Raw genomic sequence first — 20813 nt, 5'->3', positions numbered from 1 at the left:
AAAAATCTGGGCGTACCGCTCAGACGGAGAAACAACCGCGCAACTTGATGGCGTCTAGCACGAGCCAGGCGCCGGAGTGGTAGAGGCGGGAAATGAAGTCGGGGCTGTCCGAGTGGGCGATGATCACATTGGCAATCCCGCCACCGGCAACGATGCTGCCGCCCGAGCGAGCCACGATGCCGGCCGTGTCGGCGGCATCTGCCCAAGGCGGCGCGACCACGGCGACTTCCGCGCTGCCTGCGTCCGCGGTGAGCGTGCTCACAAAGATCGCGATGGCACTGGCAACCAGAAGCAGGCCAGCCGGAATCAGATCCGTCCAGCTACCGCGTTCGGTAGTCTGCCCGATAGGCCTGCCAGAAATTCAATGCCCCCGTCGATGAGAATGCTGACGGCATCAAACCCGGTTAACTATAATATTTCAATAGGGATGGAGCGCAGCGCCCAGGCGTTTCCGGGCGTGGTGTGATCGACGTCACGTAACCCTGGATGGTGGGCCTGTGGGTAGTGCGCGGGATGGTATCTATCGCCGCCGTGCCCCGGAGGCTGACCGCCGCTGTGATGGCTGACTTTGCGTCGGAGCGATTCGGATGCGCCTTCGAGCAGGTTCCCGCAATGCGTGCGCGGGCGTCCTCCTGCAGTCGCTAGAGGCGTCAGTCGAGGTGGAAGACTTCCTCCATCAGGGACCACCATTCGCCGGGCGCAGCCGAGGCGAGGGGCTGCTGGCAGGGACTGGTCAGCCCGAGCCAGGCCTTGATCGCGGGCTCCTTGTCGAGCCGGGCGGCGTCGGCTGGCCAGTCGGCGCCGTGATATTCCCAGTAGCCGAAGAGAAGGTTCTCCGGCTCGCGCAGGTAGATCGAGTAGTTCTTCACGCCGCAGGCCGAGAGCAGGGCGTTCACCTCGGCCGAGCCCGTGGCGTGCAGCCGCCTGTATTCGGCGACCGCCTCCGGCTTGACGCCGATCACCATGCCCATGCGCTGCATTTTTCGTTCACTCCTTCAGGCTGAGGCTATTGCTTACGGCTGGACGGCCCTCACCCCAAACCTCTCCCGCAAGCGAGTGAGGGAGCAGGCCAGCGCTGGTTCTTGCATTGGCCCGGACTTGACGAGTGTCACCAGCAGTAGCCCTCGCCCGCTTGCGGGAGAGGGTAGGGTGAGGGGCTGGCTTGGAGCACAGGGCGTGGGCTGCGCCCGCTAGCTCACCCCTTCACGGCGCCGACGGCGATGCCGTTGACGATCTGGCGCTGGAAGATGACGTAGATGATGACGATCGGCGCAGCGGCGAGGCAGATGCCGGCCGCGAGCAGCGGCACGTTGGTGGTGTATTCGCCCCGCAGCGCGGCGATTCCGACCATCAGCGTGCGCTGGTCCTGCAGCACGAGCAGCGAGATCAGCACGTCGTTCCAGCAATAGAGCGTGTTGAGGATGCCGAGCGTCAGCAGGGCCGGTTTTCCCATCGGCAGCATGATGTGCCACCAGACCTTCACGAGGCTGGCGCCGTCGATCTGCGCCGCCTCGAACAGCTCGCGCGGCAGGCGGGCATAGAAGGCGGTCATCAGGTAGACGCTGAAGGGCAGGAAGAATGCCGTGTAGGCGATGATCAGGCCCGGCCGGCTGTCGACCAGGTGCAGGCCGATCATGGTGCGGTAGAACGGCACCAGCACCACCTGCACCGGGATCATCAGCGACACGAGGATGGTGATGAAGATGATCTTGCGGCCGCGGAAGCGCAGGATCGCCAGCGCGAAGCCGGCCATCGAGGCGACGACGAGCAGCACCAGCACGGCGCCGACGGTGACGACGACGGAATTGTAGAAATATTCCGACAGCCGCGACTGGTTCCAGGCCTGGGCGAAATTGGCGAAGGTCGGGTCCGTGGTCAGGCCGAAGCGGTTGAGCACGTAGCCCTTGCGCGTCTTCAGCGCCGCGTTGATGGCGAAGAAGACGGGATAGACGGCGGAAAGGGCGAGCAGGGCCATTGGGATCGAGATGATCCAGAGGACGCGCCTCTCGCGGGTTTTGACTTCTGCCATGGCGCCCTCAGATGCTCGCGTTGCGGGACATGATGCGGATCTGGATGGCGGCGAGGCCCCCCATCATCAGGAAGAGCACCATCGAGATCGCGCTCGCATAGCCGGGCCGGTTCATCTTGCCCTGTTCGAGCCAGATCAGGAATTCCGGCAGGATCGTCGAGGTGCCGGGGCCGCCGGCGGTGAGCACGTAGATCAGCCCGAACATCGAGGTCAGCATGCCGATCGTGGTGACGACGGCGGCGAATTCGATGATCGGCCGGATCGACGGGATGACGATGTACCACCAGGTCTGCGTCAGCTTGGCGCCGTCGAGCTTCGCCGCCTCCAGCATGTCGGAGGGCACCGTCGACAGGCCGGCGATGAAGATCAGCAGGCTCATGCCGAAGGTCGACCAAAGCTGCACGGCGATCAGGCTGAACAGAGCCGTAGAGGAATTGCCGAGCCAGTCGACGGCCGAGAAGCCGAGCGCCTTCAGGAACAGGTTGAACGACCCGTCATAGCGCAGCAGCACGTTGAAGATGGCGCCGACGATGACCGAGGAGAGCACGGCCGGGAAGAAATAGACGGCGCGGAACAGCTTGCCGCCCGGCACGCCCTGGTGGATCAGGATCGCCAGCACCAGCGGCAGGCCGATCCAGATCGGCAGCGTCGCGAGCAGGATCAGCATGTTGACCAGGCTGTCGAGGAAGACCGGGTCGTGGGCGATGCCGATATAGTTGTCGAGGCCGACGAAGCGCGGCGCCGACATGCCGTCATAGTCGGTGAAGGAGTAGCCGAGGCCCCAGATCAGCGGGATGATGCGGAACACGACGACGAGCGCCAGCGCCGGCAGCACGAACAGATAGGCGAAGCGTTCGACGCTGCGGCTGCCGGGATCGGCATGCGCGGCGGCGGCCTTCCGGCGCTTTGCGTCCGTTGCGGTCAGGGTCTCGGTCATCGCGGGCCTCGGGTCAATGCAACGCGGCCTCATCTCGCGGGGAGGTGGGCGCAACTCTGTCGGGGGAAGCGGCGTCGCCCGCTGGCGACGCTCGATGTCGGGAGGCGGAGCCGCATCCTCGACCTTCCCCGGAGGGAGAGGTCGGACCGATGGTCGCGCGAGGGATCAGGCCCTCGCCGGATGGCTCCCCGAACCCTCGCTCGCCGGCCCGCCTTCGACCTCTCCCGACGGGAGAGGTGAAGGGCGGAAGCCTGCGATCGGCGAAGGCGGAGCTTACTTCTTCTTGGCCTGGGCCTGGACTTCGTCGAGGCGGGCGACGGCCTTGTCGACGGTGGTCTCGCCGGTGAAGAGCATCTGGCTCTGGCGATGCCATTCCTCGGTCTCGGCCGTGGAGGTGTTGTTGTGCAGCAGCGGCACGCCGTCCGAGAGCGAGCCGAGCACGACCTTGGCCGAGGGGCTCTCGACCTTCGACGTGTCGACGGCCGTATCCGAGGGAACCGCGCCGGCCGCCTCGAAGAACACCTGCATGTTGGGGGTGTCTGCGAAGCTCTTGGCGAGCGCGACGGCGAGGTCCTGGTTCGGCGAGAACTTTGTCACGGCGTAGCCGATGCCGCCGGCGAGCGGCATGCGCAGCTTGTCATAGGCGGCCGGGGTGACCGGCGGCAGCACGAAGACGCCGACATTCTGCGGCTCCAGGAATTCGTCGAATTCCTTCCAGTGGGCGACGTCCGACAGCAGGCCGATCGTGTTGGCGCTCTCGCCGCGCTCGAAGCTCTGGTATTCGTCCATGAACTTGGCGGTCGAGTTGGCACCCTCGGCGTACCAGCCGTCCTTCTGGGTATCGACCCACTTCTGGACGATCGCCTTGATTTCCGGGCTCGACCACTTGAGGTCGCCGGTCGTCCAGGCAGCCTGCTGCTCTGCCGTGAGCGCGTTGGCGGCCGCGGCGGAGTAGAAGAAGTCGGCGCCGTAGCCTTCCTTGTTGCCGAGGGCGAAGCAGGTGGTGCCCGCCGCCTTCAGCTTGGCGCAGATAGCCTCCAGATCGGCCCAGGTCTTGGGCGTCGCTTCCGGATCGAGGCCGGCCTTCTTGTAGAGTTCCTTGTTGTAGTAGACGGCGAGGCCCTGGATCGAGATCGGCACCGCGTAGACGCTGCCGTCGGCGCCGGCGAACTCGTCCCAGCCGGCGACGCGCGCCTTGATGTCGGCGACCTTGTCGTCGAGCTTGGTGAACGCCGCGATGCGCTCCTTCGCCTGCGAGCCGCCGTGCACGAGCACCACGTCGGGACCCTGGCTGGCGGCGATCGCCGTGCCGAGCAGGGTGTAGTACTGGTCATGCGGCTGCATGACGAACTTCACCGTCACGCCGGGATGGGCCGCCTCGAAGTCGGCCTTCACCTTGTCGTAATAGGGCGCCGTCGTCGGGTCGCCCGATTTCCAGTCCCACACGGTGAGCGTCTCGGCCTTGGCCGATGCCGCCACGCCGAGCGTCATGACAAGCGCGGTGGCGAGCATCGTGCCGGCGCGCAGGACCCTGTTCGTCGTCTTCATCTCGTCTTCCTCCCTAGCAGATCTCTCTCCACCCCGGCCGCCTGCGCGGCCGTGGGCCCTCTTGCAATCTCAGTGCGGCAGGCGCGTGTTCACCGGCGCCGGCGGCAGATCCTCATTGGCAACGACTTCGGGCACGGCCCATTCGCTGCGCGCCGTCTCCGACAGCACCAGGCCGTGGCCCGGGCGGTCATGCGCATAGATCCAGCCGTCGCGGATCTCGAACGGCTTCTCGATCAGGTGGTCGAAGTTCTGGAACGAGTATTCGAGCCATTCGACCTCGGGCAGGGCGAGCGCCATGTTGACGCCGATTTCCAGGAACGAATTGCCGAGGCTGACCGGAATGCCGTGCTCGGCCGCGAGCCAGCCGATGCGCATCACCTGCGACACCCAGCCGTGCACGTTGATCATGTCGGTGCCATGCGCCTCGATGAGCTGGCGCTTGCCATGCGCGTCGAAATATTCGCCCGAATTGACCAGGGTGAACGGGCAGCCCTGGCGGATCATCTTCAGGCCTTCGAAATCGTAGCGCAGGCAGGGATCCTCGATCCACAGGATGTCGAAGCCGGCATCCCGGATCTTGTTCATGTTGCGGACGGTCTGCTGCGGCGACCAGCCCTCGTTGGCGTCGATCATGATCGCCTCGGGCTTGCCGACCGTCTTCACCAGGAGGTCGAGGCGGTGCAGGTCGCGCTCGATGTCGGGATGGCCGACCTTGATCTTGAACGACTTGTAGCCGATCGACGCGGCGTGATCGAACAGCGCGCAGAAGTCATCGTCCGAGAGATGGAAGTCGAGGCCGCTGGCATAGGCCTTGACGCGGCTCTTGGTGCCGCCGAGCAGCTTCCAAAGCGGCATGCCGACCTGCTTGGCGGCGAGGTCCCACAGTGCCTGGTCGAGGCCTTCGCCGAAGGGCAGCGAGGCGCCGCGGATGTTGCCGCCGCGCGGACGGGTGAGCTTGTGGGCGAGGGCCGCCGGCGACTGGCCTTCGAGGCCCGGCCAGATCTCAGCGCGGAAGAGGCGCTCGATCTCGGCCTGCGACGGCAGCGGATTGAACAGCGACGGCACGAAGCCGAGACCGACCATGCCGTTGTCGGCGATCAGCTCGAGGGTCGCGACATGGGCGTGCGCGATGCGGACCTGGCTGTCGCCGATGACACGGTCGCGGGCGAACTGGAAACGGACAATTCGGAAATCCACGATGCGCATGCTATAGTCGCCTAATCGATCAAAAGTGAGAGTTGATATGTCACGTAAGCGATCTGATAGATCAGATCCGATTGCATCGCAAGCCACCGGCGCCGCCGAGCCAGCCGAACGCGACGTCGAAACCGTCACGGTGTCGCTGAGCGAGGTCGCTTATGAGCGGATCCTCGACATGCTGTTCGGGCGGGAATTGCCGGCCGGCGCCTTCGTGTCGCAGAACGACCTGGTCAAGCTGATCGGCGTGCCGGTGGCGCCTCTGCGCGATGCGCTGCGCGTGCTGCAGACGGAGGGATTGCTGACGATCCATCCGCGCTCCGGCATCCGCTTCCTGAAGGCGGATTTCGAACTGGCGCGGAATACCTACCAGCTGCGTGCAATCCTGGAGCGGCCGGCCGTGCGGGTCTTCGCCGAGACGGCGGAACCGGCGCTGCTCGACGCCCTCGTCGCGCGCCACGAACGGGCGATCGAAGCGCTCGAGCGCGACGGCTTCACCCAGGCGATCGCGCCCGAGATCGTCGCGATCGACGCGGCGCTTCATGTCGAGATCATCGCGGCGCTCGGCAATCCGCTGATCGTCTCGACGCACCGCCGTGTCCACAATTATCTGCAACTGATCCGGCTCGACCGCACGCTGTCGACGCCGATCGTCATGCGCACGCTGCGCGAGCACATGACGCTGCTGGAGGCCTGCAAGGCACGCGACGCGGACGCGGCCGAGACGGCGCTGCAGGCGCATTTCTCAAACGCGCTGCAGCGGACGCTGGGGATTTTCTAAGACGTTCGGTTGCTGGGGCAGGAGACCCTCACCCCAACCCTCTCCCGCGGACGGGAGAGGGGAGCATCGCACCCGGTCGCAAAAGAGCGCCATGGCAATGAAGGGCGCTGCCCGAAAAGCCCTCGCCCGCTTGCGGGAGAGGGGTGGGTGAGGGGCTTGCCTGCCGCTGTGCGGATCAGCTCGCCTTGGTGACCCAGCCGAGCACGTTCTTCCAGAGGCGGGCATAGCCCGGCCATTCGACGAAGCTGTTCGGCAGCCAGTGCGGGCCGATGTCCGAGGTCCAGGCGACGCTGCGGCCTTCGCCGTATTCGCCGGCGACGAGCAGCGGATGGCCGCCCTCCGAGTCCGGCAGGCGGGCGAGCAGCTCGACATCCGGCCGCTCGCGCAGCTTCACCTCGTTGGCGCCGAGCAGAATCGGCCATTCGCCGTCGAGGCCCGCCAGCAGCGGATGGGACCGGTTGCCGACGATCTCGGCGCGGAAGCCCTCCGGAACCTCGATGCGGTCGTCATGCGGCAGGCAGGTGACCGGCAGCGCGTCCTCGACCGCGGTGCGCGACCAGCGGCCGCGTCCGTCGATGCCCTGGAAGGTCAGGTAGCCGCCGATCATGACGAGGCCGCCGCCCTTCTTCGTCCATTCGCGCAGCAGCTTGAGCCGGTTCGGCATCGGCTTGCCGTGCAGCCAGACGTCGGGGTGCAGCAGGATCGAGTTGGAGCCAATGTCGGACAGGATGATCGCGTCATAGGCGTCGAGGCCTTCGAGCGTCAGCGGCAGCTCGGTCGGCACCTGGTGCGCCTGCATGTAGGTGAGCTCGAACTCGCTGCCGGCCAGAGCTTTCACCAGCGGCTCGGCGCCGAGATGGAAGGTGACGCTGCCGAACTGGTCGAAGCCCTTGTAGTGCGTGGCGCTCGACATCCAGCTTTCGCCGACGAGCAGCACCTTCTTCACAGTCATACTTACCCCCTGTAGTGCCGCCTCAAGAACGAGGCGGCTTGACGGATTCGCGGATGATCAGTTCGACCGGCAGCACCTCGCTCACGGGCTCCCGCATCTCGCCCTTGATCAGGTCGAGCACCATCTCCACGGCGCGCCGGCCCAGTCTTTCGACGGGCTGGCGGATCGCCGTCAGCGGCGGATCGAACAGTTGCAGCGGACCGACGTCGTCAAAGGCGACGACAGAGATGTCGATGCCGACTCTCACCCCACGCTGTTTGAACACGGACAAGAGCCCGAGCACAATCTCGTCGCTCGCGGCGAAGACGGCGCTCGGCACCGGATCGAGCGCCAGGATCTGTCCCGCCGCGAGCCGGCCATGCTCGGACGAATAGGGGCCCTGGATTTCGGCCGCGATCGTCACCGGCCGTTCCGAGGCCGCCACGGCGCGGCGAAAGCCGCCGAGGCGGCCCCGGCTGCTCGAAAGCCCTGCTGGCCCGCCGACATAGCCGAGCCGGCGATGGCCCATTTCGATCAGGTGACGGGCGGCGAGGAAGCCGCCCTGGTCGCTGTCGGCCATGATCGTCGGCGCGCGGGCGCCGATGATGTCGTCGTCGACCAGCACGACTGTCGAGGTGCCCTGCAGTGCGCGGCCCAGCGCGGGATCGTCGCCATTGTTGGTGGCGAAGAGCAGCCCATCGACATGGCGGCGGGCCAGCCGGCCCAGATAGTCGATCTCGCGGTCGGTCCGGCTCAGTGTCGGGCAGAGCACCAGGCCGAGCCCGAACTCGGAAGCGGCCTGTTCGACCGATGCGGCGAGATGCGCGAAATAGGGATTGGAGATATCGGGAACCACGAGCCCGATCGTCTCGGAGCGTCCGAGACTGAGGCTGCGGGCGTGCTGGTTGGGCTGGTAATTCAGGGCCGCGATCGCGGCGTCGATCCGCCCGATCGTGGCGGGCGGCAGCTTGATCGACCGGTTCAGGTAGCGCGAGACGGTGGCGACCGACAGCCCGCAGGCCTCGGCGACATCCTTCAGCGTCGCATGCCTTCGCGTCGGTGGATCCGGCTTGTCGTTCATCGCGCCTCCGAGATCGCCCCTGTCCGACGGCGTTGGATTCCCGTCTGCTGGATCCTGGGAACCATGGCGGATTCGTCGGATGTCGCGCCGAAATATATACTCGTGGTGCGTATGTCAGGCGAGAACAATTCCAGGTTATACCTAGCCGGTCCGCCCGATCCCGGCCCTGATTGCACAGTGCGAGATAGTCCCTTCGGGGCTGTGTCAGCAAGATCGATGACGCAAACTTGTCCGTGATTCGCACGGCCATGCGTCTGTTTTTCCGGCGTTTCCCGGACGGTCGGGCGGCTTTGTTCAAGCTATTGTTATCGATTCTCGATTTTTACTAAGGAGCGTGCGGTGATCGCAGTCGATCGGTTTCAGCCGGATCCAGCCATTGGCCTGCGGTGCCAGTCGCTACTTGGCGACAAGGGGCCGGCGATCTCGGCCGAGGTGACGCATGCGCTCGCCGCGCGCCGAAATTCCCATGACGGCCTAGTCGTGCCGGCCGCGCTGGCGGCGGATCTCGTCGCGAGGCACGGGCTCGCTGGCATTTCCGAGCTGATGCTCGTGCTGGTTCCCCTGGCGCGGGGCGTGGCGCGGCCGCCGATCTCCCATTTTACAATCGGCGCGGTTGCGCTGGAACGCGAGACCGGCGATCTGATCCTCGGCGGCAATGTCGAGTTTCCCGGCGCCAATCTCGGCGAGGCGATCCATGGCGAGCAGTTCCTGTCGGCACGCGCCTTTTCGCGCGGCACGTCGATCGCCGAGATCGCGCTGGAGGCGGCGCCGCCCTGCGGCCATTGCCGGCAGTTCCTTGCGGAGTTCAGCGGCGGTCTCGATCTCGCGATCACCACCATGCAGGGCCACCGCGTCGAACTGCGGCACCTGCTGCCCTGGGCTTTCTCGCCGGCGGATCTCGGCGAGGCGGGGGTGACGCCGGTCGGGCAGGGCGGGGGGCGACAGGCGGTGCGGGTGCTGCGATCGGATATTTCCGATGCGCCGGAAATGGAGGCGGCGCTGCTGGCAGCCGGACAGCTTGCCTATGTTCCCTATAGTCGAGCGCCTTCGGCGGTCGTCCTTAAATCGGCGGATGGAATGGTCGTCACGGGGGCTGCGCTGGAAAATGCCGCCTTCAACCCGAGCCTCGGTCCCTTGCAGGTGGCTTTGGTCAACTGGATCGCGGCCGGCCGGGCCTATGCGGATATCGAGCTGGCGGTGCTGGGCGGCGTCGAGCGCGGCGCGGTCGACTATGCGGCCGATCTGCCGAACCTGCTGGCGACCGTGGCACCGAAGGCCGCCTTCAGGCGGGTGGCCTGGGAGGTTCTCTCTTGAATGGAGGCCCTCTCCCGCCGGGCGGGGGAGAGGGATATTCAGCGGGATCAGGCCGCGACGGGTTCGCCGAAGGCGGGAATGGTCGAAGCGATCTTGTCGCCCGTGAAGTTCGCGACCCAGCCATCCGGCGAGATGAACAGGCGGATGCAGGTGAAGTTCGGCTCGGGGCCCATGTCGAACCAGTGCAGCGTGCCGGCCGGGACCGAGAGCAGGTCATCGCGCGTGCAGACGACGCGGTACACCTTGTCGCCGAGATGCAGATAGAACGCGCCGGAGCCCTCGACGAAGAAGCGGACCTCGTCCTCGTCATGCGTATGCTCGTCGAGGAACTTGGTGCGGATGGCCTGCTTGTTCGGATTGTCCGGCGTGATGCGCATCACGTCGATGGTCTGGTAGCCCTCGGCGGCGGAGAGCCGATCGACCTCGGCCTTGTAGGCGGCGAGGATGTCTTCATGGCTGGCATTGGCGGCCAGCTCCGCGCCGGCCTTCCAGCGCTCGAACAGAACGCCGACCTTGTTCAGCTCGGCGGCGATTTCCACCGGGTCGGACGTGACGGCGACGGGGTTGGCCGGATCCTTGTCCGGATAGATGGTCAGCGTGGTCATGGCGTGAACCTCCTGTAGGAAAGCTCGAACGCGAATAGCGTTTCGAGCGCTTCGAGATGGCGGGCGGCATCGGATTCCGTGGCGCCCCAAGCGTAGACGCCGTGTCCGGCGAGAAGATAGCCGGGCGCGGCGATGGCGTCACCGGCCGGCTGCGCCAGCCGCGCGAGTACGCGGCCCGAAAGCGCGCTGATATCCTGGTCGTTGGCGAAGACCGGAACGTCGACCGTCGCCTCATGCGTGCGCACGCCGACAAGGGCCTTCTGCAGTTCCCAGCCGGTCAGCCGCAGGCTGCCCTCGGCCAGCGCCAGGCGCGACAGCACGGTGGCGGCGGGGCTGTGGACGTGGAAGATCGCTCCGAGCTCCGGCCGCTCGCTGTAGAGCGCGGTGTGCAGTTCCGCCTCGGCCGATGATCCCGGCAGCAGCTTTTCTCCGAGCGGCTGGATCAGGATGTCGGAGGCGAGCAGGTTGCCCTTGTCGACGCCCGAGCGCGTAATCGCGATCGTCCGGGCGTTGATGCGGACGGAAAAATTGCCGGAGGTCGCCGGCACCCAGTGGCGCGCTGCGCTGGCTCGGCCGGCCGCGATGACGCCGGCCACGGCCTTCGCCTCGGCGCTCTCGCCTCCCGCGACAAGCGGCTCGGATTTCAGGGAACTCGTCTGCGCCAACCACGCTACTCCATTAAAAGGCACGGTCCCGGCAAGCGGGCCGGGCGCCACCATACTAACTAAAACGCGCGCGCAAGCGTGGGGTAGATCAAATTTCCCAAGCCGTCCCGAATAAAGAGAAAATCCTTCGTTCCGTGCGCGTCAGCCGTCGCGCTATCAGAATGAAATTGCAACTTCGCCGCCGGGGCGCTGCGTGTTGCCGGGATCGTAGCCGTCCTTGGGGACGCATGGGAGAGAATAGATGAAGCGTTTTGCAATCGGCCTGGCCGGCGCGGGCCTGCTGGCGACCAGCCTCCTCGGCGCGCCCGCCTATGGCGAGGGCCTCGCCGGCGCTCCCGCTCCCTTCGACAAGGGCGGCGTCAAGGTGGCGCTGGTGACGTTCATTTCCGCCGGCGACTTCTTCCAGTCCTACCAGGCTGGCGCGCAGAAGCAGGCCAAGGCCCTCGGCATCGACCTGCAGATCTTCTCCGGTCGCCAGGACGCCGCCGCCCAGCGCGAGCAGGTCGAGCAGGCGATCAACCTCGGCGTCCAGGGCATCATCATCGATCACGGCCAGCCGGAATCGCTGAAGGACGTGGCGCAGAAGGCGCTCGACGCCGGCATCAAGGTCGTCGCCTTCGATGTCGATCTCGGCAATCCGGCTATCCCGCAGGTCGAGCAGTCGGACCACGAGCTGGCCAAGACCGCGCTCGAGCAGGCGATCTCCGACAATGGCAAGGCGTTCAACGCCGGCTATGTCTATGTCGCCGGCTTCGCGCCGCTCGACCGCCGCAACGAGGTCTGGGAAGAGACCAAGAAGGCAAATTCCGGCATCGTCGAGAAGGCACGCTGGGGCGCGGTGAACGACACCACCGCCTCGTCGACCGCCGACCAGACCAAGGCCGCCTTCCAGGCCAATCCCGACATCTCCGTCGTGTTCGCGCCCTATGACGAATTCGCCCGCGGCGTGAAGCTCGCCACTGACGAACTCGGCATCTCCGACAAGGTGAAGATCTACTCGGCCGACGTTTCGACCGCTGACATCACCGAGATCGCCGCCGAGGGCAGCCCGTGGGTCGCCACCGTCGCCACCAACCCCGCCGTCGTCGGCGAGGTTTCGGTGCGCGCCGTCGCCAAGCTGATCGCCGGCGAGGATCCGGGCCACAACATCGTCGTCAAGCCGGTGCTGATCACGCAGAAGGACCTGCGCGCCAACGCGATCAAGACGGTCGAGGACCTCGACGCCAAGCTGCCGGCCTTCGGCAAGAGCGACGCGGCGACGGCCGCCTGGATCCCGGCGGCGAAGTAACGCCTCGTAAGCCGGCTCTGGCGCGCGCGATCGAGACGCGCTAGGGCTGACCGCCATTGATTTCGACGCGGCGCGGGACTGGCTCCCGCGCCGCTTTCTTGTCAGACGCGCCATGCGCCCGAAGACGCCGCGCGAGAACGATAGAGCAGCCTTCATGTCCCTCGACGTGCCCGCCGGTTACCATCCCCTCGACAGCCACTCCGTCCGCAGCTTCCTCGACGGCTTGCCGGCGATGCGGGAGAAGCTCGGTGGCGCCCCGGACGGCTGGACGGTGCAGGAAGTCGGCGACGGCAATCTGAACCTCGTCTTCCTGGTCGATGGCCCGGATGGCTCGGTCTGCGTGAAGCAGTCGCTGCCCTATGTGCGCGCTGCCGGCGAGAGCTGGCCGCTGCCGCTCGATCGCGCCTTCTTCGAGCAGTCCTATTACCGGGCGGTCGGCGAGCATGTCGAAGGCCTGGCGCCGCGCTTCTACCATTACCAGCCCGAGCTCTACGCCTTCGTCATGGAGCGCCTGTCGCCGCACATCATCCTGCGGCGCGGCCTGATCGAGGGGAAGCGCTACCCGCATGTCGCCGAGCATGTCGGCGAGTTCGCCGCCCGTTCCACCTTCGCCACCTCCGATCTCGGCGCGACGATCGAGGAAAAGGCCGAGTGGACGGCCGCCTTCGCGAAGAACACCTCGCTGATCCGCATCACGGCCGAGGTCGTGTTCTCCGATCCGCTCAGCCAGTCGCCGCGCAATCGCTGGACCAGCCCGGAACTGGATGGCCTGGCGCGTGATTTCCGCGCCGATTCCGCCCTGAAGGGCGCCGTCGCCGATTTCGGCTGGCGCTTCCTGACCAGCGGGCAGGCGCTGATCCATGGCGATCTGCATACCGGCTCGGTGATGGTGACCGAGACCGATACCCGCGTCATGGACCCGGAATTCTCCTTCGTCGGGCCGATCGGCTTCGATGTCGGCGCCTTCCTGGCCAATCTCGTCATGAACTATCTGGCCCAGCCCGGCCATGCGACGGCAGGCGACGACCGCCGCGCGCAGGCCGACTGGGTGCTCGACCAGGTGCCCGTGTTCTGGAACACGTTCAAGCGCCGCTTCCTGGCGCTCTGGGAGACCAGCGCCCGCGGCGACGCCTACCCGGCGACGATGTTCGCCAACCCGGCGGATGCAGCCGTCCTGGCGGCTCGGCGCGAGGCTTTCCTCGATCGCATCTTTGCCGACGCGGTCGGCTATGCCGGCGTTAAGACCATCCGCCGAATTCTTGGCTTCGCCCACAATGCCGATTTCGAGCGTATCGCCGACCCGGCCCGCCGCGCGCCGCTGGAGACCAAGGCGGCCCGCCTCGCCCGCACCTTCCTGCTCGAGCCGCACAGCTTCCGCACCCCGGAAGATATCGTCGCGGCCGCCAGGGCGGCCTGAGGCGAGGGGGGGGTAGCCTTCGAGCCAGCTCACGACGCGGGAGATGATCGCCCGGAGGGGGGCGGCGCCGCGAAGCGTAGCCGCTCTGGTGCGCAGCCCGGATATGCGGGGCGGCGATGGTCGCCTGGCGGTGCATCCGGCAGGCGACGCGGCGCCAGTATTTCGGGCGCAGTCAAAACCAGCCCGGGCACCGTCCTCCCTCAGCCGCTTGAAGTCCCGCCGGGCGGTGGCGCCGGGATCTGGGCGCCGGATTCGAGGCGATAGGCGTCCAACTCCGTCGTCATCCCGTGGCCGGAGACAGGTCGACATGGCTGGGGCGGGCGGACCGGCATCTCTTTCGCTCGAAAGCGCTCTTACCGCTTCTTCTTGCCGAGGCCGAAGGTGAGCGCCAGCGCGCCGACGAGGACGACGCCCTTGACGAAGTCCTGCGTGTAATAGGGCGCGTTCAGCATGGTGAGGCCATTCAGCAGCACGCCGACGAAGATGGCGCCGAGCACCGTGCCGAGCACATGCGGGCGGCGCTTGTCGAGCACGGCGAAGCCGATCAGCGAGGCGGCGACGGCGTCGAGCAGCAGCGAGTTGCCGGCCGAGACGTCCCCGCGGCCGACGCGCGAGGCGACGATCAGGCCGCCGAGCGAGGCGAGCGTGCCGGAAAGCACATAGGCCCAGAGGCGGTAGGCCTTGGTCGGCGCGCCGGCGAGGTGAGCGGCGGTCTCGTTGCCGCCGATGGCGTAGAACACGCGGCCCCAGCGCGTGCGCTCCATCAGGAACCAGGCGAGGATGGCGACGATGGCCATGACGATGACCGGATAGGGGACGGTATCGAACAGCCGGGCGCGGCCGAGGATCAGGAAGGCCGGGTCATACGCACCGGCCGCCGTGGTGCCGTTCGGCAGCATCATGCCGGCGGTGATCGAGCGGCCGCCGGTCGGGATCAGCTGCAGGCCGGCGAGCAGGAACATGGTCGAGAGGGTCGCCAGAAGGTCGGGCACGCCGACGCGGACGATCAGCAGGCCGTTCACCAGGCCGATGAAGGCGCCCATCAGCAGCACGAGGCCGAGCGTCTCGAAGGCGTTCAACTGCAGCACGACCATGGCGTAGCTCGCCGCCATCACGGATGAAGCGGCGACGCTACCGACCGAGAGGTCGAAGCCGCCGGCCGACATGGTGATCGAGACGCCGACGCCGAGGATGGCGACGACGGAGACAGCCTGCAGGATCGAGAACAGATTGGCCGAGTTGATGAAGGCGGGCTGGGCCGACCAGAAGCCGACCAGCATCGCCGCCAGCAGGACGAACAGCGCGTATTTGCGCGCCGTTTCGGCGAAGGTCGAAGCCGGCTTCGACGAAGATGCAGCGTGGTCGGTCATCATGGGTGTCCTGTGCCGGCAGCCTGGGTCTCGGCGCTCTCGACGCGGCCGATCATGGCGGCGAGCGATTCATGGCGGCCGTCGGCCTCGTAAAGGGAGTGGTCGCGCATGACAAGGATGCGGTCGGCAACCTCGAGCGCTTCTTCGGTGTCGCTGGTGGCGATCAGGGTCGCCGAGCCGGACTGGCTATTGCGGATCGCCGCGATCAGGTCGGCGCGGGCGCCGACGTCGACGCCCTGGAAAGGTTCGTCGAGCAGCAGCAGCCGGCAGGGCGCCGCCTGCCAGCGCGCCAGCACGACCTTCTGCTGGTTGCCGCCGGAGAGCTGGTCGAGCGTGTCGTCGGGACCGCGCGCCTTGATGCCGAGCCGGCCGATCGCGTCGGCGGCGACGAGACGCTCGCGCGTTTCGCGCAGCAGGCCGAGCGGGAACCAGCGCGGCAGATGCGGCAGCGCGATGGTGCCGGCAATCGAGGCACCGGGAATTTCGGGCGGCAGCAGAGACGAGGCCCAACGGTCCTCGGCGACCATGAACACGCCATTGTCGATCGAGCGGGCGGGACCGTCGGAGAGCCAGGGCTTGCCGTCGAGGGTGAACGAGCCTTCGGCGAGCGTCTCGAGCCCGAACAGGGCGCGCAGCAGCCGGCTCTTGCCCGAGCCGAGCGTGCCGGTGATCGCGACGACCTCGCCCGAGCGCAGGTCGAGGTCGAACGGCCGCGAGCCCGGAATGAGTCGCGCGCGCTTGACGGAGGCGAGGATCGGAGCTGCCGAGACCGTGCCGGCATGGGCGCTGGCGTCGAGCGTGCGGCCGATCATGGCGGCGACGGCGGCCGAAAAATCGATCGGCTTGGCGAAGGACGCGACGACCTTGCCGCCCCGCAGCACGACGGCGCGATCGGCGATCGCCGCCAGGTCGCCGGTGCGGTGCGAGATATAGAGGATGGCGATGCCGCTCGCCTTCAGGCGGCGCAGCACGGAGAACAGCCGTTCGGCCTCGGTCGAGGACAGGCTGGAGGTCGGCTCGTCGAGGATCAGCACGGATGCCTTGGCGGCGACCGCGCGGGCGATGGCGATCAGCTGGCGTTCGGCCGGGCGCAGGTCGATGAAGTCGCGGTCGAGCGGCAGGTCGAGGTCGATCAGCGCGGCGATTTCGGCGGCCCGCTTGCGGGTCGAGCGTGGCGAGACGAAGAAGCTGCCGGTGCCGCAGAGCTCGTTCAGCGTCAGGTTCTCGGCCACGGTCAGCCCGGCGGCGCCGGCCTGATCGGTCGCCTGGTGCACGGTGGCGATGCCGGCGGCCTGCGCCTCTGCCGGCGAGGCGAAGGAAACGGTCTTGCCGTTGAGCAGGATCGTCCCGGCATCGGCGGAGATAGAGCCGGAGAGGATCTTGACCAGCGTTGACTTGCCGGCGCCGTTGGCGCCCATCAGGGCGACGATCTCGCCGGCCTCGACGACGAGATCCGCGCCGGCGAGCGCGCGCGTCGGGCCGAATGACTTTTCCAGCCCCGTGACGGAGACGGCGATCCGGGCGGAGGAGGGCGTGTTGCTCACCCTTCATACTCCATGATGGCGAGACCGGCATTGTAGTCGGTGGAATAGATGATGCCGTTGGCGTCGACGAACAGATCGGCCGACTGGATCACGCGCGGGCGATTGCCGCGCTTGTCGACCATGCGTTCGGGCGCGGCCGGGACCAGCGCGCCGGTCTCCTTTGGCTCGAACGGGTTGGAGATGTCGAACACGCGCACGCCGGCATTCTGGTAGGTCGCGAAGATCAACGTGTCGGAGACGAAGCTGCCGGGCCGGTTCTCGTGCAGATTATGCGGGCCGAAATGACCGCCCTTGGCGGTGTAGTCGGCCTCGGCCGGCGTCGGCAGCGTGGCGATCGAGATTGGGTTCGCCTTGTCCTTGATGTCGAAGATCCAGGTCCGCTTGCGGCCGTCTTCCTCGTGGTCGAGCACGGCCTCGTCGGCGACGACCAGCAGGTCGCGCTTCGGCAGCGGCAGCGGCGAATGGGTGCCGCCGCCGAAGGGCGGCGACCAGTTCTTGTGCGTGATCAGCTTCGGCGCCGACTTGTCGGCGATGTCGAGGATGGTGAGGCCGCCGTCGCGCCAGCAGGCATAGGCGGTGTCGCCTTCGACGAGGCTGTGATGCAGCGCATAACGCCGGCCCTCGCCCCATGTTGCCTGCTCGCCGCCTGCGAGATGCATGCCGGGGATCCACCAGCGGCCGGCCTCGACCGGCTTCGTCGGATCCTGAAGATCGACGATCATGAAGATGTAGTCGCTATAGCCGTCGACCAGCGCCGAGACATAGGCGTAGCGGCCGCCGACATACCAGATGCGATGGATGCCGACGCCCTCGACCGGGAAGAATCCGATCTGGCGCGGCTCCGCCGGCTTGGAGATGTCGTGGATCGCCATGCCGGCCGACCAGTTGCGGGCGGTCTTCGCGCCACCGGCCGTGCCGACCGTCTCGCCGACCGACTTGGTGTAATAGACCTTCTCGTCCACCGCGAAGGCGGCGTCGGCGAAGAGGTCGCGCGCATGGATGACGAGCAGCAGGTCGTTATGCGTCTGCAGGTGGATGGTCCAGGTGTTCGGCGGCGCCGGCACGAACACCGTCTCGCCCGGGTTCTTCGGGTCGCGCACGTCGATGATGGAGAAGCCCTGCGACCAGGGATGAGCCACATAGGCGAAGCCGCGATGCACCATGACCTGCAGCGCGTCCGGCCGCCCGCCCTGGTCGGAATGGCCGATCAGGCGGATATTCTTCGCATAGTCGGGGGTGGGGAGGGCGGTCATGGTCTTTTCTTTACTTTGGCCGAAGCCGAAATCACGAGCGAAACCCTCCCCTTGAGGGAGGGTCAAATCCGCCTTGGCGGATTTGGGGAGGGGGCAGCTTCGGTAAGCCGAAGCGTTCCTCTCCCCGACATCTCAGGCACCCCTCCCCAAAAGTGCTGCGCACTTTTGACCCTCCCTCAAGGGGAGGGTTCAGGCGGAGCGCCCTTCCTTACTTCGCGGCCGGGATCCAGTCCTTCTTGGCGGCGTCGCTGTCCTTGAAGGCCGGGAACTTGTCCTGCAGTTCCTCGATCGTCTTGATGTCGTTGTCGACCAGGGTCTGCTTGGTGACGAGGGTCGGCTGGATCAGGACCGAGCGGCCGGGGTCCTGGCCGGCGATCAGCTGCGCCAGGGCGCGGATCGACACCTCGCCAACGACGGCCGGGTTGGTGGCAGCGGTGGCGACCCACGGGCTGTTCGGCTCGCGCATGGCCTGGATGTCCGAGGTCGAGATGTCGACGCCGTAGATCTTGACCTTGTCGGCGACGCCGGCCTCGTCGATGGCGAGCTTCACGCCGCGGGCGAATTCGTCCCAGGGGGTGAAGACGACGGAGAGGGTCGGGTTGGCGGCGAGCACGGCCTTGGTCTGGTCGGCGACGGAGGCCGGCACGCTGTCGTTGACGACGCCCCAGGTCGCGACTTCCTTGATGCCCGGATACTTCTGGCCGAATTCCTTCCAGACGGCATAGCGGCGGTCGAGCGGCGCGAAGCCGGAGACATAGACGGCGCCGCCGTCGAAGGTCTCGCCCTGCTCCTTGACCGCCTGCTCCAGAACGAGGCGCGCCATGTCGGCGTCGGACTGCTCGATCTGCGGGATCTTGGCGTTGTCGAGGTTGACGTCATAGGCGACGACCGGGATGCCGGCGTCGAGGGCCGCCTGCGCGACGTCCTTCAGCGCTTCCGGCTGGCCGTTGTTGATGACGATGCCCTTCACGCCGAGATTGATTGCCTGCTGGATCAGCTCGCGCTCGGCGTTGATGTCGTTGCGGGCCTGCGAGATGTTCGCCTCGATGCCGAGCGCGTCGGCCTGGCGCTTCACGCCGGCTTCGAACGCCTGCAGCCAGTCGCCCGAGCCGAGGAACGAGATGACGGCGATCTTGACGCCGCCCTTGTCGAACGGCGCCGGCGCGCCGGCGATGCCTTCGGCGAAGGCGCCCGAGGAGAGCGCGGTGAGGCTCGCAGCTAGTGCGAGCGAAAGAAGCTTCTTGCCCATATCCATACCCCGTCAGTTCCAGAACGTCGCTTGCGTCAGCGAAGGGCGACCGTCAAACGGGTCCGCCGGCGAAGCTTTCGCAATTGGTTGCCAAGCTAGCGTTCCGCCGATGGGCATAAAGAAAAGCAATTTCAATTCAAGCTGGAATCGTGGTCGTTTGTTGCCGGTATCGGCCGAGTTGCGGGGCGAGCCGGCTTAGCGCCGGAGTCGCAGCAGCTAAAGCGTGCCGGCAACCTCTCGTCCGCCGATCCAGACGGCGGCCAGATTGCCCTTCGAGGCGGTGTAGACGATCTTCTGCAGCGCGTCCGCGTCGCTGTCGATGTCGTCCCAGACGCGCATCGTTCCGCCCGGCGCATGCGGGTCGACGAGGATGGCATCGAAGTGGAAGCCGGGACGGAACAGCCCGATCGGCAGGTCCAGCACGTCGCCGCCGCCGGCGGTGGCGAGATGGAAGGCGACGTCGAAATCGATGCGCGAACCCGGCCGGCCGCGCTCCGCCTGCGGCAGCGTCGGGTCGACGCCGGTTTCCAGCATGCGCGAGGCAGCGATCGCCATCCGCTGCGCCTCGATCATCGAGGCGGTCGGGCCGCCCGAAATGTCGGTGCCGAGGCCGACGCGCACGCCCTTGGCGAGCGCCGCCCGGAGCGGGAAGACGGCATTGGCGAAATAGGCGTTGGAGAGCGGGCAATGCGCGACGCCGGCGCCGCGCGCATGGATCAGCTCCATGTCGCCGTCGGTCAGGAAGTTCGAATGCGCCAGCACGGTCCTGCGCGTCATCAGGCCGAAGCGGTCGAGCGTCTCGGCGTCGGTGCGGCCGAAGCGGTCGAGCACATAGCCATGTGCCCAGTCGCTTTCCGAGCAATGCGTCTGGACATGGCAGCCGCATTGGCGCGCCAGTTCGCCGAGCCCTTCCAGCAGGGGATCGGTGCAGGAGGGAACGAAGCGCGGCGTGATCACGGGATGGACCAGGCCGTGGTTTTCCGGATGCGCGGCGACATAGTCGATCAGCGCCTTCGTGCCCGTGATGCCTTCCTCGGCCGAGGCGTCGCGATAATAGTCCGGGCATTCGGCCGGATTATCCATCGCCACCTTGCCGACCAGGGCGCGCTGGCCCTGTTCCAGGCAGATGTCGACCAGCAGTTTGGACGCCTCGACATGCTGCGTGGCGAAATAGAGCGCCGTCGTCGTGCCGTTGGCGATCAGGTCCTCGACCAGCGCTTCATAGTGGCGGCGGGCGAAGGCGAGGTCGGCATAGCGCGCCTCGAGCGGGAAGGTGTGCTGCTGCAGCCAGACTTCCAGCGGCACGTCGAGCGCCTTGCCGAGCTGCGGATATTGCGGCGCGTGGATATGCAGGTCGACGAAGCCGGGCAGGATGTAGCTCTCGGCCGGCGCCTCGACGAGCGCGCCGGATTCCGCTGCCCGCGCGCGCTTCGCGGCATGGCCGGGATCGCCGGCCGGGGTCACCGCCACGATGGTGCCGCGACCGTCGATCTCGACCAGCGCGTCTCTCAGGATCTCGATCGAGCCGAGTTCGGGAGCATGGCAGAACGTGCCGGCGATGGTCTTGCTGCGCAGGTCGGTCAAGGCGGGTTCCAGTCTGGTGG

General features: G+C 66.9%; 19 protein-coding genes. 4 read left to right on the top strand and 15 right to left on the bottom strand.

Translation table 11 applies throughout. The features are described from left to right. Window positions 1-19: 19 nt before the first annotated feature. The 6 genes from OSH07_RS07215 to OSH07_RS07190 form a co-directional block, all read right to left on the bottom strand. Entirely contained in the window at window positions 20-262 is a 243-nt protein-coding gene (locus tag OSH07_RS07215; RefSeq protein WP_266337934.1) for a hypothetical protein, read from the bottom strand. 388 nt (window positions 263-650) lie between these two features. Next, window positions 651-980 (bottom strand): L-rhamnose mutarotase, encoded by a 330-nt coding sequence (locus OSH07_RS07210; protein WP_266337933.1) that lies wholly within the window; start codon window positions 978-980, stop codon window positions 651-653. Window positions 981-1195: 215 nt separating this feature from the next. Further along, window positions 1196-2029 carry a carbohydrate ABC transporter permease gene (locus OSH07_RS07205; protein WP_266337932.1) on the bottom strand — a complete coding sequence of 278 codons (834 nt, stop codon included), beginning with the start codon at window positions 2027-2029 and terminating at the stop codon, window positions 1196-1198. A gap of 7 nt (window positions 2030-2036) precedes the next feature. Beyond that, a complete protein-coding gene (locus tag OSH07_RS07200) occupies window positions 2037-2966 on the bottom strand; it encodes a carbohydrate ABC transporter permease (protein WP_266337931.1) in 930 nt (309 codons plus the stop codon). Window positions 2967-3239: 273 nt separating this feature from the next. Beyond that, a complete protein-coding gene (locus OSH07_RS07195) occupies window positions 3240-4514 on the bottom strand; it encodes an ABC transporter substrate-binding protein (protein ID WP_266337930.1) in 1275 nt (424 codons plus the stop codon). Between the two features lie 69 nt (window positions 4515-4583). Beyond that, a complete protein-coding gene (locus tag OSH07_RS07190) occupies window positions 4584-5720 on the bottom strand; it encodes a mandelate racemase/muconate lactonizing enzyme family protein (RefSeq protein WP_266337929.1) in 1137 nt (378 codons plus the stop codon). 37 nt (window positions 5721-5757) lie between these two features. Between OSH07_RS07190 and OSH07_RS07185 the strand changes: the two genes are divergently transcribed. Continuing rightward, a complete protein-coding gene (locus OSH07_RS07185; RefSeq protein WP_266337928.1) occupies window positions 5758-6492 on the top strand; it encodes a GntR family transcriptional regulator in 735 nt (244 codons plus the stop codon). 175 nt (window positions 6493-6667) lie between these two features. Here OSH07_RS07185 and OSH07_RS07180 read toward each other — a convergent pair whose 3' ends face one another. Together OSH07_RS07180 and OSH07_RS07175 are read right to left on the bottom strand one after the other, a co-directional pair. Beyond that, window positions 6668-7444, bottom strand: coding sequence for a glutamine amidotransferase (locus tag OSH07_RS07180; RefSeq protein WP_266337927.1), 777 nt, complete (start codon window positions 7442-7444; stop codon window positions 6668-6670). A gap of 22 nt (window positions 7445-7466) precedes the next feature. After that, window positions 7467-8504: a LacI family DNA-binding transcriptional regulator gene (locus OSH07_RS07175; RefSeq protein ID WP_266337926.1), complete on the bottom strand. Its 1038-nt coding sequence runs from the start codon at window positions 8502-8504 to the stop codon at window positions 7467-7469. Between the two features lie 339 nt (window positions 8505-8843). Between OSH07_RS07175 and cdd the strand changes: the two genes are divergently transcribed. Then, window positions 8844-9818, top strand: a complete 975-nt coding sequence (gene cdd / locus OSH07_RS07170; protein WP_266337925.1) for a cytidine deaminase — start codon at window positions 8844-8846, stop codon at window positions 9816-9818. Between the two features lie 47 nt (window positions 9819-9865). On the opposite strand, the gene OSH07_RS07165 is transcribed toward cdd, so the two are convergent. Together OSH07_RS07165 and mtnB are read right to left on the bottom strand one after the other, a co-directional pair. Beyond that, complete coding sequence (locus OSH07_RS07165; protein ID WP_266337924.1) at window positions 9866-10423, bottom strand: 1,2-dihydroxy-3-keto-5-methylthiopentene dioxygenase; 558 nt, start codon at window positions 10421-10423, stop codon at window positions 9866-9868. After that, entirely contained in the window at window positions 10420-11088 is a 669-nt protein-coding gene (mtnB, locus tag OSH07_RS07160) for a methylthioribulose 1-phosphate dehydratase (protein WP_266337923.1), read from the bottom strand. The genes OSH07_RS07165 and mtnB overlap by 4 nt, the downstream gene beginning before the upstream one ends. A 241-nt stretch (window positions 11089-11329) precedes the next feature. On the opposite strand from mtnB, the gene OSH07_RS07155 reads away from it, so the two are divergent. Together OSH07_RS07155 and mtnK are read left to right on the top strand one after the other, a co-directional pair. Then, window positions 11330-12376 (top strand): substrate-binding domain-containing protein, encoded by a 1047-nt coding sequence (locus OSH07_RS07155; protein WP_266337922.1) that lies wholly within the window; start codon window positions 11330-11332, stop codon window positions 12374-12376. Window positions 12377-12530: 154 nt separating this feature from the next. Beyond that, a complete protein-coding gene (mtnK, locus tag OSH07_RS07150; RefSeq protein ID WP_266337921.1) occupies window positions 12531-13793 on the top strand; it encodes an S-methyl-5-thioribose kinase in 1263 nt (420 codons plus the stop codon). Between the two features lie 353 nt (window positions 13794-14146). On the opposite strand, the gene OSH07_RS07145 is transcribed toward mtnK, so the two are convergent. The 5 genes from OSH07_RS07145 to guaD form a co-directional block, all read right to left on the bottom strand. Beyond that, on the bottom strand, window positions 14147-15163 hold the full coding sequence (locus OSH07_RS07145; protein WP_266337920.1) for an ABC transporter permease: 1017 nt from the start codon (window positions 15161-15163) through the stop codon (window positions 14147-14149). After that, window positions 15163-16707 (bottom strand): sugar ABC transporter ATP-binding protein, encoded by a 1545-nt coding sequence (locus tag OSH07_RS07140; RefSeq protein WP_266337919.1) that lies wholly within the window; start codon window positions 16705-16707, stop codon window positions 15163-15165. The genes OSH07_RS07145 and OSH07_RS07140 overlap by 1 nt, the downstream gene beginning before the upstream one ends. Continuing rightward, entirely contained in the window at window positions 16704-17960 is a 1257-nt protein-coding gene (locus OSH07_RS07135) for an LVIVD repeat-containing protein (protein ID WP_266337918.1), read from the bottom strand. Before OSH07_RS07135 ends, OSH07_RS07140 begins: the two co-directional genes overlap by 4 nt. Before the next feature lie 208 nt (window positions 17961-18168). Next, the gene (locus tag OSH07_RS07130) at window positions 18169-19209 is read right to left on the bottom strand and encodes a substrate-binding domain-containing protein (protein WP_266337917.1); all 1041 of its coding nucleotides are present in this window, start codon (window positions 19207-19209) and stop codon (window positions 18169-18171) included. 216 nt (window positions 19210-19425) lie between these two features. After that, window positions 19426-20793: a guanine deaminase gene (guaD, locus tag OSH07_RS07125; protein ID WP_266337916.1), complete on the bottom strand. Its 1368-nt coding sequence runs from the start codon at window positions 20791-20793 to the stop codon at window positions 19426-19428. Window positions 20794-20813: the final 20 nt, after the last annotated feature.

This window comes from Kaistia nematophila (assembly GCF_026343855.1).
GTDB lineage: Bacteria > Pseudomonadota > Alphaproteobacteria > Rhizobiales > Kaistiaceae > Kaistia > Kaistia nematophila.
Note: the sequence above shows the minus strand (reverse complement) of the source record. Positions and strands in the feature narration are given on the sequence as shown.